Source organism: Stenotrophomonas sp. PD6 (assembly GCF_049199305.1).
Taxonomy (GTDB): Bacteria; Pseudomonadota; Gammaproteobacteria; order Xanthomonadales; family Xanthomonadaceae; genus Stenotrophomonas.
Window position 1 is genome coordinate 397,515 of record NZ_JBLZQD010000002.1, and the last position, 13,758, is coordinate 411,272.

Below are 13,758 nucleotides of genomic sequence, written 5' to 3' on the forward strand. Positions count from 1 at the left end.
GCCGCGGTAGAGCCACGCCCTGCGTGGCTGCGCGATCACCGGCACCCGGGCGCCTCTGGCGCACGCAACCGATAAAGATCCAACCCACCGGCCCGGGGCGACCGCGCCTGCCCCGCCACCACCATCTCACTGGGCTTGGACGCATCCACCACCGGCGCCCCGGTCTGCCCGTCGGGCGTGTTGAACGACAGCGCCAACGGCACCGCCGCCTTGCTGTAATCGCAGCCCACCACCCACACCTGCGAATGCCCATCGACCACGCGGGTAAGCGCCAACGCCCCCTCGTTGCCCAGCCAGTCGCCGCCCAGCTCGTCGGCGGCGCTGTTGAGCGGCGGCGGCAGCGGCGTCGCGGTGTTGAAGCCACGCCCCTGCGCGGTCGCGGTAAACAGGTCGTAGCCGCCCCGGGTGCCCTTGCCGTTGCGCGCGAACAGCAGTGTGCGGTCTCCCGGGCGCACGGCCGGGCGGCGCTCGTCGGCCGCGGTGTTGACCGTGACCGGCATCGCCAGCACGGTCCCGAAGCTGCCGTCGGCGCGGATCATCACCCCGTACAGATCGAACCCGCCGCGCCCGCCGGCGTGGTTGGAGGCGAAGTACAGCCACGCACCGTCGTGGCTGAAGAACGGGTCGACGTCATCGCCGGCGGTACTGAAGGGAAGTGGCGTGGGGTCCTGCCAGCGCCCGTCGCGCAGTACCGCCTGCCACAGGTCCCAGCCGCCGGCGCCACCGCTGCGGTCCGAGGCCCAGACGATGCGCTTTCCGTCCGGGGCGATCGTGGCCTGGGCCTCGTTGGCCTTGGTCGAGACCACCCCCATGCCCTCGATGCCGAACTCGGAAAGTGCCATCGCCTCCGGTGCGGAGAGTAAACTCAGGCTCAGCGCGAGCAGTGACAAGGGAGTGCGCATAGTCGCTTCCATTGGGGTTTGCGTTCCAATCCAGGCCCGGAGTTTAAGACACCATGACCGCTCGTTACGCCGTATTCGGCCAGCCCATCGCCCACTCGCAGTCGCCGCACATCCATGCCGCCTTCGCCCGCCAGGAAGGCATCGCGCTGGATTACCGCGCCATTGAAGCAGCACCGGACGCGTTCCCGGCCGCGCTGGAGGCGTTCGCCGCCGAGGGTGGGGTAGGCGCCAACGTCACCGCGCCGCTCAAGGAAATCGCGTTCGGGCTGTGCAAGACCTACACCTCGCGCGCCAAGCTGGCCGGCTCGGTCAACACGCTGCTGCGCAAGGGCGACTACTGGCACGGCGACACCACCGACGGCGTGGGCCTGGTGCGCGACCTGACCGACCGCCACAGCCTGGACCTGCGCGGCCGCCGTGTGCTGCTGCTGGGTGCCGGCGGCTCGGCGCGCAGCGTCGCCCCGGCCTTGCTCGATGCCGGCATCCGCGAGCTGGTGGTGGTCAACCGCACCCCCGAGCGTGCCGATGAACTCAGCGACGCCATCGGCGAACCCGGCCGCGTGCTGACCCGTTACTGGGAAACCATGCACGAGCTGGGCGACTTCGAACTCATCGTCAACGCCACCTCGGCCGGCCGCGACCGCAGCGTGGAGTTCGAATTGCCGCTGTCACTGGTCAACAGCATGACCACCGCCGTGGACCTGAACTATGGCGAGGCGGCCATCGCCTTCCTGGCCTGGGCGCGCTCGGCGCAGTGCCGCAACATGGTCGATGGCCTGGGCATGCTGGTGGAGCAGGCCGCCACCAGCTTCCAGCAGTGGCACGAAGTCCGCCCGGAGACCGACCCGGTGTACGCCGAACTGCGCGCCCGCAATGCCATGGCGGGTGAGGAGTGAACGCCAGCATGGATCTGTTGCTGAGCCTGCTGGGCATGGTCGCGCTGCGCCTGCCGGTGCTGATCGCCCTGGCCATCTCGGTGGTGTGGGTGGTGGACACCCCGCGCGGCGCGATCCGCAGCGTCGCCCTGTGGGCCATCGGCCTGCTGGTGGTGGCCACCCTGGCCGGGCTGGTGTTGAACTTCGTGCCGGCCTACCTGGTCCAGACCGGCAACTACGGCAACGTGGAGATGCTGTCGTGGTGGCTGCGCGGTGGGCACTTCGTGCTGGGCCTGGTGGACGCGCTGGGCATGGTGCTGCTGGTATGGGCCATGACCCGCGCGCTGCGCAACCGCGCCCTCCCGGCCGGTTGATCGGGCGACCCCGGTCACGGATCTGAACCGGCGCGGAAATCCGCGCCGGCCGCGGCCCCGGAGCATGAGAAAATACCCGCCTGATCCAGGCAGGACCTCCCCGGCGTGACCGAAAAAGTTGAAGCCCCGCGCGCGCTGAACGACGAGCTCAAGGCCGTCATCCGCGATGCCTACGCCAAGCTGCAGGCCAATACCCCCGGCTTCAGCACGCGGCGTTCGCAGAGCCAGATGATTGGCGTGGTCTCGCGTGCGCTGTCGCAGAGCGGCGGGGTGGGTGTGGTCGAGGCCCCCACCGGCGTGGGCAAGTCGCTGGGGTATCTCACCGCCGGCGTGCCGATCGCCCTGGCCACCAAGAAGAAGCTGGTGATCAGCACCGGCACCGTGGCGCTGCAGTCGCAGCTGGTCGAACGCGACATTCCCAACTTCCTCAAGGCCACCGGCATTGAGGCGACCGTGGCGCTGGCCAAGGGCCGCACCCGCTACCTGTGCACGCGTAATGCCGCCGAGGCGCATGGCGATGGCGCGCAGGAAGGCATGTTCGAGGATGAGCAGCCGCTGTTCGACCGGCCGCTGGCGCCGATCGAGATGGATCTGGCCCAGAAGCTGAGCAAGGACTTCGTCGAAGGGCGCTGGAACGGCGACCTGGACAACGCACCGGATACCATCAGCGCCTCGCTGCGTTCGCGCATCACCACCCCGGCCTCGGGCTGCGCGGGCCGCAAGTGCGCGTATTCGGCGCAATGCGCGGTGCTGCGTGCGCGCAACAACGTGCGCGATGCGCAGATCGTGGTGACCAACCACGCGCTGCTGCTGTCGGCGCTGTCCATCGGCGAGAGCGATAGCGGGCAGCCGCTGATCGCGCCGCCGTCGGACATGCTGCTGGTGCTCGACGAAGGCCACCACATCGGCAATGTGGCCATCGACCAGGGCGCGGCCAGCCTGGCGTTGGACGAGATGGCCAAGCGCACCGGCCGCCTGCAGATCCTGATCGCCGCCGCGTACCGTGCGGTGGACAAGGATAAACTCGGCAACCTGTTGCCCAACGAAGCCATCGACGTGGCGGCGCGGGTCAGCAAGCAGCTGCGCGCGTTCCGCGATGTGATCGACCGCAGCTGGCAGCCCGATCCGACCGCACAGGAGCCGATGTGGCGCGCCCCCAACGGGCGCCTGCCGGACATCTGGATGGCCGACATCGAGGCGCTCGCCGACGACACCCGCGCGCTGTTCAACTGGGCCCACGCCGCCCAGTCGCAGGTGGCCAAGGGCAAGCCGGAAGACGCCGCGCGCGAGCGCCTGCAGCGCACGCTGGGCATGGCACTGGAGATGATCGAGCAGCAGCACAGCCTGTGGACGGCATGGCGCCGCGAAGACAAGGACGGCCAGCCGCCGTTCGCGCGCTGGGTCACCCTGTCGCGCGATGGCGACCTGATCCTGCACGGCTCGCCGGTGTCGGCGGCCAACGTGCTGCGCAAGCTTCTCTGGGACGAAGTGGATTCGGTGGTGATGACCTCGGCCACGCTCACCGGCGGCGGCGACTTCCAGGCGCTGGCCATCGACAACGGCATTCCCGCCGAGGCCGAGATGGTCTCGCTGGCCTCACCGTTCGACCTGCCCAACCAGGCCGAGCTGATCGTGCCGAACTTCCCGGTGACCCCGGATGACCGCGACCGTCACCCGAAGGAAGTCGCCAAGTACCTGGTCAAGGAACTGGACTGGGGCAAGGGCAGCATCGTGCTGTTCACCTCGCGCTGGAAGATGGAGAAGGTGGCCGAACTGATGCCGGCCGTGCAGCGCAAGCAGGTGCTGGTGCAGGGCGAGACGGCCAAGCAGAAGATGATCGACGAACACCTGCGCCGTACCTCGGCGGGCGAGGGCTCGGTCCTGTTCGGCCTGAATTCGTTCGGCGAGGGCCTGGACCTGCCCGGCGAGGCCTGCACCACGGTGGTCATCACCCAGGTGCCGTTCGCGGTGCCGACCGACCCGCAGACCTCCACGCTCAGCGAGTGGTTCGAGAGCCGCGGCCTGAATGCCTTCAACCTGATTGCCGTTCCGCATGCGCTGCGCACGCTGACCCAGTTTGCCGGCCGCCTGATCCGTACGTCCACCGACACCGGCCGGGTCATCATTCTCGACTCGCGCCTGATCAGCCGCCGTTACGGCAAGCGCATCATCGACGCGCTGCCGCCGTTCAAGCGGGTTATTGGGTGATCGATCCCCTCGCAGCCACGCAGGGCGTGGCTCTACGCGATGATCATTGCCGTAGAGCCACGCCCTGCGTGGCTGCGCGGAATCACAGCTTGCTCAGATCCCGCACCGCACCCTTGTCCGCACTGGTCGCCAGCAACGCATAGGCTTTCAACGCGCCGGTAACCTTGCGCGGACGCACTTCGCGCGGCTTCCACCCCAGCGCATCCTGCTCGGCACGTCGCGCTGCCAGCGTGGCCTCATCCAGCAGCAGGTCGATGCGCCGCGCCGGAATGTCGATGCGAATGCGGTCGCCATCGCGCACCAGCCCGATGGTGCCGCCCGCCGCCGCTTCCGGCGAGGCGTGGCCGATCGACAACCCCGACGTACCGCCGGAAAAGCGCCCGTCGGTCAGCAGCGCGCATTGCTTGCCCAGCCCCTTGGACTTCAGGTAACTGGTCGGGTACAGCATCTCCTGCATGCCCGGCCCACCGCGCGGTCCTTCGTAGCGGATCACCACCACGTCGCCGGCCACCACCTGGTCGGCGAGGATGCCCTGCACGGCGGCGTCCTGGCTTTCAAATACCTTCGCGTTGCCCTCGAACACATGGATGGACTCATCCACGCCCGCGGTCTTCACCACGCAGCCATCCTCGGCGAGGTTGCCACGCAGCACCGCCAGCCCGCCTTCGGCCGAATACGCATGGGTGACATCGCGGATACAGCCCTCGGCGCGGTCCAGGTCCAGCGTCGGCCAGCGCGTGGACTGGCTGAAGGCCACCTGGGTGGGAATGCCGGCGGGGCCGGCGCTGAAGAATGCATGCACGCCCGCATCGCCCGTCACCGTCACATCCCAGCGCGCAATCGCGTCGGCCAGCGTGCGGCTGTGCACGGTCGGCACGTCGGTATGCAGCAGGCCACCGCGCGCCAGCGAACCCAGGATGGCGAACACGCCACCGGCACGGTGCACGTCCTCCATGTGGTACTTCGGCGTGTTCGGCGCCACCTTGCACAGCTGCGGCACGCGCCGCGACAGCGCATCGATGGCATGCAGGTCGAAGTCCACCTCCGCTTCCTGCGCCGCGGCCAGCAGATGCAGGATGGTGTTGGTGGAACCGCCCATGGCGATATCCAGCGTCATCGCATTCTCGAACGCCGCATGCGTGGCGATGCCGCGCGGCAGCGCCGTGGCATCTTCGCCGCCATACCAGCGGTGGCACAGTTCCACGATCAGGCGGCCGGCGCGGCGGAACAGCTGCTCGCGGTCGGCGTGTGTAGCCAGGGTCGAGCCGTTGCCGGGCAGCGACAGGCCCAGCGCCTCGGTCAGGCAGTTCATCGAGTTGGCGGTGAACATGCCCGAGCACGAGCCGCAGGTGGGGCAGGCACTGCGCTCGTACTCGGCGACCTTCTCGTCGCTGGCGTTCTCGTCGGCGGCGATCACCATCGCATCCACCAGGTCGAGCTTGTGCTCGGACAGGCGGGTCTTGCCGGCCTCCATCGGCCCGCCGGACACGAACACCACCGGGATGTTCAGGCGCAGCGCCGCCATCAGCATGCCGGGGGTGATCTTGTCGCAGTTGGAGATGCACACCAGCGCGTCGGCGCAGTGGGCGTTGACCATGTACTCCACCGAGTCGGCGATGATTTCCCGGCTCGGCAGTGAATACAGCATGCCGTCGTGGCCCATCGCTATCCCGTCGTCCACGGCGATGGTGTTGAACTCCTTGGCCACGCCGCCGACCTGCTCGATCTCGCGCGCCACCAGCTGGCCAAGGTCCTTCAGGTGCACATGGCCGGGCACGAACTGGGTGAACGAGTTGGCGATGGCGATGATCGGCTTGTGGAAGTCCGCATCGGTCATGCCCGTGGCGCGCCACAGGGCGCGGGCGCCGGCCATGTTGCGGCCGGCGGTGGAGGTGCGGGAGCGGTATTCAGGCATGGGGGCTGGCAGGATCTGGCGGGCGGTGGGGGGCGCGTTGCCACTCGATTCTGCCGAAAAATTCCGGTTGCGTTTGCAACGATCCAGACGACGCATCCTGAAACGCCGTTCATCTTTTCCACTGTGCCGGTTTTGGTTGTTGGCGGCGATCAGGCATGATTGAGGGGATAACCGTACACAGGGGGCATGCCGCCATGAAACGTTCCAGGACCACCGCACTGCTGCTCATGAGCGCTGCGCCGCTGCTGTTCACCGCCTGCCAGAAGAACGAGGCGGTACAGGTGCAGGAAGGGCTGTACACCTCGGTGCAGGCCTGTACGGAAGCCACCGGCGACCCGTCCAGCTGCCGCACGGCGTTTGCCGAAGCGCAGAAGCAGTCCGCCGACGCGGCGCCGAAGTACGCCTCGCGTGCCGAATGCGAAGCCGAATACAACGCCGAGCAGTGCGTGGAGCAGAAGACCTCGACCGGCCATTCGTTCATCGGCCCGATGATGATGGGCTTCTTCATGTCGCAGATGCTCAGCAACCGTGGCGCCGGGCTGGCGCAGGCCCCGGCCGCATCGCCGGCCTATCAGGACAAGGCCAAGGGCTGGGCACGCCCGGCACCGGGTGGCAGCGGCGGCCTGAACACCGCCAGCGGCATCGGCGCGGGCAAGGCCGGCCTGGCCCCGGTCACCAGCACCCCGAACCGCGCGGTGACCGCCAGCCGTGGCGGCTTCGGCAACTCCAGCAGCAGCCGCAGCAGCTACGGCGGTTGATGCAATGAAGCGTGTCCGTATTGCCGAGCGCAGCCAGTGGCGCGCTCGGGCTGCCGAGTCCGGTTTCCGCTTCCACACCATCGACGGCTTGCCGTACTGGGATGAAACCGCGTATTACGCCTTCACCCTGCGCCAGATCGAGCAGGACATCGAAGATCCCAGCGCCGAGCTGCATGCGATGGCCATGGAGCTGGTCGACGAGGTGGTGGGCAGCGAACAGCTGATGGACCAGCTGGCGATTCCTGCGGCCTTCCGCGACTGGATCGCCGATAGCTGGCGCCGGCGCGAGCCGCACCTGTACGGCCGGCTGGACTTCGCCTATGACGGCACCGGCCCGGCCAAGCTCTACGAGCTCAATTACGACACGCCGACCTCGCTGTTCGAGGCGTCGTTCTTCCAGTGGCAATGGCTGGAAGACCAGCGCAACCAGAACCGCCTGCCGGCGCATGCCGACCAGTTCAACGCCATCCACGAAGCACTGGTGGAGCGCTTCGCGCAGCTGTCGGCGCAGTTGCCGCCGCCGCTGTACTTCAGTGCGGTGGGCAGTTCCGAAGAAGACCAGGGCACGGTAGCGTACCTGCGCGATTGCGCCGCCCAGGCCGGGCTGCGTGGCGAGGCGATCGCCATCGAGGACATCGGGCTGTCCGAGGACGGCCGCTTCACCGCGCTCGACGACACCGTGATTGGCAGCCTGTTCAAGCTGTACCCGCTGGAAGACCTGATGACCGAATCGTTCGGCCAGGCGCTGCCCGGCTCGGGCGTGCAGCTGCTGGAACCGGCCTGGAAGGCCATCCTCAGCAACAAGGGCGTGCTGCCGCTGCTGTGGCAGCGCCACCGCGGCCATCCCAACCTGCTGGCGGCCGAGTTCGACGACGGCAGCGCGCTGCCGGCCGGCTGGGTGCGCAAGCCGCTGTTCTCGCGCGAAGGCGCCAACGTGGCCATGCATCTGGCCGATGGCAGCTGGCAGGAAAGCGAAGGCCCGTACACCGGCCCGGCGATCCGCCAGGCCGCGCATCCGCTCACGGCGTTCGACGGCGGTTACCCGCTGATCGGCAGCTGGGTGGTGGGCGACCATGCCTGCGGCATGGGCATCCGCGAAGACAACAGCCGCATCACCCGCGACAGCGCCCGCTTCGTGCCGCACGCGATCATCGACGAAGCGCCAACGCGCATTTACGTCTGACTCGCTACCGGCGTCACGACCAAGGATCGTGATCTGCCGCATCAAAGGTTCCAGTCGGTGTCGCAAGGAATGGCGAACTCCCTTCGTAAGGTCGCTCGTCGACGAACCGAAGGGGCTGGCCAGCGACGGGTATACCTTTGGTGGCTACTTGTTTGAAGCAACCCGTCGCGCTTAACGGCGAGGTGGCGCTCAAAAAGTGCGCCTCGAAGCGCATTGGCAGTCATATCCAACACTATCTCTCGATGGATGCAGGACTCGTCATGCGCGTCACGACGCAGCTCCGAGTAGTGCACAGATGCAGAGACTCAACCTGGTACCAAAGCACTGCAAAAGCGGCTCGATTCTTCATGCCAGTCGAAAACGTCTGCTACGTCCGGCTTTAGTCTGAGTGGGCACTTGCAACTGCAGTTTGAAGCCGAATGTCAGCGCTTGGATCGGCAGCAAGGCGTGGATTGAGGTTGTTGGCGTCAATTCTAGGTGGGTAGAAGAAACAATCTCTTTGCACGATAAGTCGAGAAAATGATACTGCAGGCGCTTGATCATAAAAGTCGATTAGACGAAGCGCCAGCCTCGATGCAACATCGAGATCACTCTACGCCCATCCATCAGTATGCGTTGGCCACGACGATCCATGAGATGCGCATATGAAGAATTACGTATCGACAAGGAATCGAAAATGCAGTCAAGTTTTGCACGCGTTAACCATGCTTGATTGCCTCTTCCACCCATCTGCGCGGCTGATCAGTCAGTGCGCAGTGCTCCGCCGACAGCCCGGCCCGTGGCCGACGCTGATCGAAACTTCGTAGTCAACCAAGGATAGTTAATATGAACCGAGTACTGAATTTGCAGCGACTGGCCCTCGATAACGCCATCAGCCTGCTGGGCAACAGCTCTGGCAGCTCGGCGCACAGCTGCTGCGGCAGCCAAGAGCAAGAAATGTAAAAGACCGTGATAAATGACGTGTCGCTGTTGACTTCCTAGGTGTCACGGCGGCACTTCTTGCGTGCAAGCCGCGTCGATATCGCACCAAAACAAGCGGAAAACACTTCATGCCGCGGCCCTGTGCATGAGTAGGAAGTAGCGCGACTAGTACGCAAAGGACCGCTGGGTTAGGAATCTGTCCGTTTCACTAACGGCTGCGATTTGCCTGAAGAGCGATCGCGGGCCGTATACGCATAAGGAAGGTACGTGATTTCAACTGGAAAACCCACTCTGCGAGAGCTTCGGCATGTCGACAAAATCAACTATATAGGCGTCGACGAGCGCTTCTACGAGCCGAACTACGATCACTACAAGCCGAGTGAGGAGTTTTCCTCCATTGTGACTCCGCTGCTCCTAGCGCACGGCCAAAACTGGGGGATTTTGCGGAGCGGAGTTTGGTCTCATGTAATGCCGATAGGAGATTCGGCGGCGTCCCCGCTTCCTGTCCAGGGCTGGAAAATCCACCTGTCGGCAATTGAGGAGAACTGTAGAGATATCCTCAAGATAGTTTCTGGGATGCTCCTTCAGCGAGATGTGCAGTTCAAGTTCGCTAACGACTGTCGCACCATGAGGATGATGACCTCCAAACGTTGGCCCCGAGGCGGATCCGGCAAGTTCATCACGGTCTATCCGCACACGGAAGACGAGTTCATAGCGGTCATCGAGCTGTTGTACCAGACAGTTGGATCGAACATCGGATCATACATACTGTCCGACAAGCGCTACAAAGATAGTCGCTGCATCTACTACCGGTACGGCGGCATCATCCAAGTCACCCGCCTGGATTTCATGGGAAGAATGATTCCGATGTTGGTTTCGCCGTCCGGCGATCACGTCCCTGACCGCCGAACTCCATACTTCGAGACTCCCGAGTGGGCACAGGATCCATTCCCCGGTGAGGAGGAAGACACGGTAGAGATGGCCTTGAACAATGGCCGCTACTCGATCGAGAGTGCTCTCGGGTTCTCGAACACTGGCGGTGTGTACCTATCCAGGGACGCCGTCACCGGACGAAAAGTCGTCATCAAGGAAGCTAGGCCTCATGTGGAACTCTATGAGAATGGCGGAGACGCCACCACCCGCCTGAAGCGCGAGATGGAAAGCCTGAACATCCTGAGTCCGCTGGGTGTAGCCCCTGCGGTTCTTGACTCGTTCTGGGATTGGGAAAATTTCTATCTGGTCGAGGAACACTTCGATGCCCACGACATGCGGCAGATCATGCTGCAGTTCTCCCCGTTGATGACGGTGCGTCCAACCGTTGCGGACAGTGAGAATTTCTATGCGATGTACAGGACCATATTCACCAATATATTCAGAGCCGTACATCTGGCACACCAGGCCGGATTGGTGATTGGCGATCTGTCGCCGCCCAACATCCTTGTTGAGAGGAACACCTTGGAGGTGCGGCTGATTGATATGGAAGCCGCATTCCAGCCGTCGTTGGGAGAGGCTGACGACATTCATACGGCTGGCTTCAGGAGCAAGATAAAAAGCAGGGCGAAAGTCAGTAGCTTTGAGGACGATATTTACGCCATTGCCGCGATCATGATGTACGCCATGTTTCCGATTGTGGCGATGGCCTACGTTCGGGACGATCTCTTTGAGAACGTTCTGCCCGATGTCATTCGGGACATAGGGTGGGAGAAGACACCGATCTTGGAGCTGATTCGTGATCTTGCAAATGGAAAGGTAGATCTGGGTCAGGCAGAGGAACGACTCCATCAGACCGCTACGGTAGAAGAGCCGTATAGGTCGCGCCAGAAGCCATCCGAACCCGTGGAGGCGCTGGTCGCGCGGCTCTCGCGGTTCGTACAGCGGAACTATCGACTGGATTCAAAATGCACTCTCTTCCCCTGTGATCCGTTTGCGTTGTCGACCAATGCGGGGAGTTTGGGGTTTGGCTCATCCGGTGTGATCTATGCGTTGACTCGCGCAGGTTCTGACGTTGCCGCTGAGGCGCTAGAGCGGCACTTTGCGGATATCTCGCGATTGCAGGAGAAGAACACCGCTCCCGGCGTGCTCACGGGGTTGGCGGGAATTGGATGGGCACACCTGGCGCTGGGACAGAATGCCATCGGCCTCAGCTTCATTGACTTGGCCAACGGCAGCCCTCACCGGTCGGCGCAGATCTCGTTCTACTACGGGTCGGCCGGCATAGGCATGGCAAATCTGGCGGCCTTTGTGGCGTCGGGTGGTCAACGCTACTTGGACACGGCCTTGGCGCTCGGTGCAGAGCTGGCGTCATCTGCAGTTCGCGGCGAGAACGGTCTCTACTGGGAAGACGATGGTGCAATTCGGATAGGGTTCGGTTATGGACAATCTGGAGTGGCGTTGTTCTTCCTTCGCCTGTCCCAGGTCACAGGTGACGCTGAATGGCGAGCCTTGGGAGAATCAGCCCTGGCGTACGACCTGTCGCATGGATACGAGCTCGAACCTGGCATCACTACGTTCGCTGCAGCGCCAGCCGGTGTTACCACCTACGAGCCGTACGTGGAGCAGGGGACTGCCGGCATCATCAAGGTCGCCATCAGATACGGCATTTGGGACACGGTGGACTCGCTGGTGATGGATCTTCATCGCAAGTACTCTGGATTCCCGGGACTCATGTACGGTCTTGCCGGGTTGATCGACACATTGGTCGATGCCTACGTGTACTCAGGTGACGCAAAGTACTTGGATATGGCCAGGCGCCCCTACGAGGGTCTCACCGATCTCTATGTCTTCCACGACGGAGATGCGGCGGCTATCCCGGGTGAGAACCTGTTCCGGATCTCCTGTGACTACGCGACGGGTATGGCGGGGGCGATCCGAGCCCTGCATCGACTCAGTTCGCCGCACCCCGACGATTTCTGTCTGGATGTGTTGGATGCATCCTCTCTGAAGGCGGTGGCGCGAGCTCAGCTGCAACTCCATCCCCTTGAAGAGCCCGCGTGATGGTCAGGGGAGCGAGGTGAGCCCATCAAGCCAAGGCGCAGCGAGAGAGACCGGGCACGGCCGCACCGGCTGGGGTGACTTTTCGCTTCTGCTCGGTGAGAACCGGCGGGAGTATGTGGCGGTGACGATCGTTGCTGCGGTTGTAGGCGCAGCTGAAGGTCTGATACACCCTCTCCTCATCAAGGCGATCCTCGATGAGGCCTCGCTGCATGGAGACTTTGGGCGGCTGATGCACCTGGTTCTTGGTTACCTGGTACTGGGATTGTCGCTGAACGCGGGTGCCTACGTGACGTCGCTTTGGCAGCAGCGGTTGGACAACCGGATTGTGAGGCGAGTTAGTGAGGATCTGCTTCGCGCCTTCTACGGTGAGCGCTACGGCGACTTTCTACGAAACGGAGTAGGCCACTACGTTTCGCGAATCAGGTCCGATGTCAAGGATGGCTTGGTTCCAATGCTTGCTCTAGTTCGTGGCGTCGCCGTCAAGGTGTCCATGTTCGCCGCTCTGGTCACGGCACTACTCTACATCTCGTGGCAGGCATTCGCGGTGCTTTCCGCAATCATCCCGGTCGCAACGGTGGTGAGTTTGGTGGTCGGCAAGCGCATAAGGGGCCTGACATCTACAGAGCGCGAGAAGGAAGCCGATGTTCTGGGCATTCTCACCAAGGCCGTTGGAAGCTTGAAGATGGTTGGGACGTTCGGGCTGGCAGGTAAGACGTTGAAGGCAGTCGATAGCGGCATGCATGGTCTTCTGGATATCGGGTACCGGCGATTCAAGGTTGTTCGCACGCTTCAGGGCGCAAGTGACCTGACCATGGTGCTATCAGACGTTTGCTCCATTCTCGTTGGCGCATTGTTCGTCTTGCAGAAGAAGATGACCTTCGGTTCATTCATGGCGTTCATGAACGCATTCTGGCGTGCAGCGACCACTCTGATCGCCATCTTCAAGCATTGGGCAGAGCTGCAAAGCTATGGTGCTACGGTTCATCGGATCTCTGAGTTCCTCCGATCGCGTGAGCTGGCTGAGTTCTCTACTTCCGACAGTGTTCTCGTCGAGAACCTATGCTTCAGCTACGGCGAGACCAGGGTTCTGCATGATGTGTCCATTACCATTGCTCCCGGTCGGAGGATCCTGATCACCGGGGACAACGGGTCTGGAAAATCGACGCTTGCCAACATCCTCGCCAGGCACTTGCAGCCCACTGAGGGCAGGGTTCTACTGCCCGCCCGGGTTAGCTCTTCGACCTTGCCGGTCGCGTTTCCCCCACTCGCAGTGAAAGATCTCGGTGTTGATATCCGCTTGATGAAGACCTTGTCCGTAGGTTCTCCGGAAATCCTGGACGTTTATCCAGATGAGCTGTCGGCGGGGCAACAGCAGAAGGTTGCGCTGGCTATGGCGCTTAGTAAGGATGCCGACCTCTATGTTCTGGATGAGCCACTTGCGAACTTGGACACCGGCGCGCAGAAGGTTGCCATGGAGCAGATCATGGCGATCACAAAGGACAGAACTTTGGTGATGATCATGCACGGCGGCCTCGAGTACCGCGATCTATTCGACGGGATGCATGATCTGGAGTCGCCACGTGTGGTAAGTGCGCCGGTTGTTGAGCTTCAGCGGGCATAGCTTGGCT

General features: G+C 63.4%; 10 protein-coding genes. 8 read left to right on the forward strand and 2 right to left on the reverse strand.

Features of this window, described 5'->3' with window-relative positions:
* Nucleotides 1–35: 35 nt before the first annotated feature.
* Entirely contained in the window at nt 36–902 is an 867-nt protein-coding gene (locus ACOZHM_RS04600) for a TolB family protein (RefSeq protein ID WP_421567807.1), read from the reverse strand.
* 53 nt (nt 903–955) lie between these two features.
* Here ACOZHM_RS04600 and aroE point away from each other — a divergent pair, with 53 nt between their 5' ends.
* The 3 genes from aroE (at nt 956) to dinG (ending at nt 4,359) form a co-directional block, all read left to right on the forward strand.
* The gene (gene aroE, locus ACOZHM_RS04605) at nt 956–1,798 is read left to right on the forward strand and encodes a shikimate dehydrogenase (RefSeq protein ID WP_421567808.1); all 843 of its coding nucleotides are present in this window, start codon (nt 956–958) and stop codon (nt 1,796–1,798) included.
* 8 nt (nt 1,799–1,806) lie between these two features.
* Nucleotides 1,807–2,151, forward strand: coding sequence for a hypothetical protein (locus tag ACOZHM_RS04610; RefSeq protein ID WP_421567809.1), 345 nt, complete (start codon nt 1,807–1,809; stop codon nt 2,149–2,151).
* Nucleotides 2,152–2,256: 105 nt separating this feature from the next.
* Nucleotides 2,257–4,359: an ATP-dependent DNA helicase DinG gene (gene dinG, locus ACOZHM_RS04615; protein WP_421567810.1), complete on the forward strand. Its 2,103-nt coding sequence runs from the start codon at nt 2,257–2,259 to the stop codon at nt 4,357–4,359.
* 82 nt (nt 4,360–4,441) lie between these two features.
* Here the strand turns inward: dinG and ilvD are convergent, their stop codons facing one another.
* Nucleotides 4,442–6,274 (reverse strand): dihydroxy-acid dehydratase, encoded by a 1,833-nt coding sequence (gene ilvD / locus ACOZHM_RS04620; protein ID WP_421567812.1) that lies wholly within the window; start codon nt 6,272–6,274, stop codon nt 4,442–4,444.
* Nucleotides 6,275–6,468: 194 nt separating this feature from the next.
* Here ilvD and ACOZHM_RS04625 point away from each other — a divergent pair, with 194 nt between their 5' ends.
* From ACOZHM_RS04625 to ACOZHM_RS04645, 5 genes are all read left to right on the forward strand, one after another.
* Nucleotides 6,469–7,032: a DUF1190 domain-containing protein gene (locus ACOZHM_RS04625; RefSeq protein WP_421567813.1), complete on the forward strand. Its 564-nt coding sequence runs from the start codon at nt 6,469–6,471 to the stop codon at nt 7,030–7,032.
* A gap of 4 nt (nt 7,033–7,036) precedes the next feature.
* Nucleotides 7,037–8,215 carry a glutathionylspermidine synthase family protein gene (locus ACOZHM_RS04630; RefSeq protein ID WP_421567814.1) on the forward strand — a complete coding sequence of 393 codons (1,179 nt, stop codon included), beginning with the start codon at nt 7,037–7,039 and terminating at the stop codon, nt 8,213–8,215.
* 825 nt (nt 8,216–9,040) lie between these two features.
* A complete protein-coding gene (locus ACOZHM_RS04635) occupies nt 9,041–9,157 on the forward strand; it encodes a class III lanthipeptide (protein ID WP_421567815.1) in 117 nt (38 codons plus the stop codon).
* 246 nt (nt 9,158–9,403) lie between these two features.
* The gene (gene lanKC, locus ACOZHM_RS04640; RefSeq protein WP_421567817.1) at nt 9,404–12,130 is read left to right on the forward strand and encodes a class III lanthionine synthetase LanKC; all 2,727 of its coding nucleotides are present in this window, start codon (nt 9,404–9,406) and stop codon (nt 12,128–12,130) included.
* A gap of 121 nt (nt 12,131–12,251) precedes the next feature.
* Nucleotides 12,252–13,751, forward strand: a complete 1,500-nt coding sequence (locus ACOZHM_RS04645) for an ABC transporter transmembrane domain-containing protein (protein ID WP_421567818.1) — start codon at nt 12,252–12,254, stop codon at nt 13,749–13,751.
* Nucleotides 13,752–13,758 lie beyond the last annotated feature (7 nt).

Coding starts and splice junctions, on each gene's coding strand:
- ACOZHM_RS04625 (WP_421567813.1), top strand. CDS start 6,469: ATGAAACGTTCCAGGACCACCGCACTGCTGCTCATGAGCGCTGCGCCG.
- ACOZHM_RS04630 (WP_421567814.1), top strand. CDS start 7,037: ATGAAGCGTGTCCGTATTGCCGAGCGCAGCCAGTGGCGCGCTCGGGCT.
- aroE (WP_421567808.1), top strand. CDS start 956: ATGACCGCTCGTTACGCCGTATTCGGCCAGCCCATCGCCCACTCGCAG.
- ilvD (WP_421567812.1), bottom strand. CDS start 6,274: ATGCCTGAATACCGCTCCCGCACCTCCACCGCCGGCCGCAACATGGCC.
- ACOZHM_RS04610 (WP_421567809.1), top strand. CDS start 1,807: ATGGATCTGTTGCTGAGCCTGCTGGGCATGGTCGCGCTGCGCCTGCCG.
- ACOZHM_RS04635 (WP_421567815.1), top strand. CDS start 9,041: ATGAACCGAGTACTGAATTTGCAGCGACTGGCCCTCGATAACGCCATC.
- ACOZHM_RS04600 (WP_421567807.1), bottom strand. CDS start 902: ATGCGCACTCCCTTGTCACTGCTCGCGCTGAGCCTGAGTTTACTCTCC.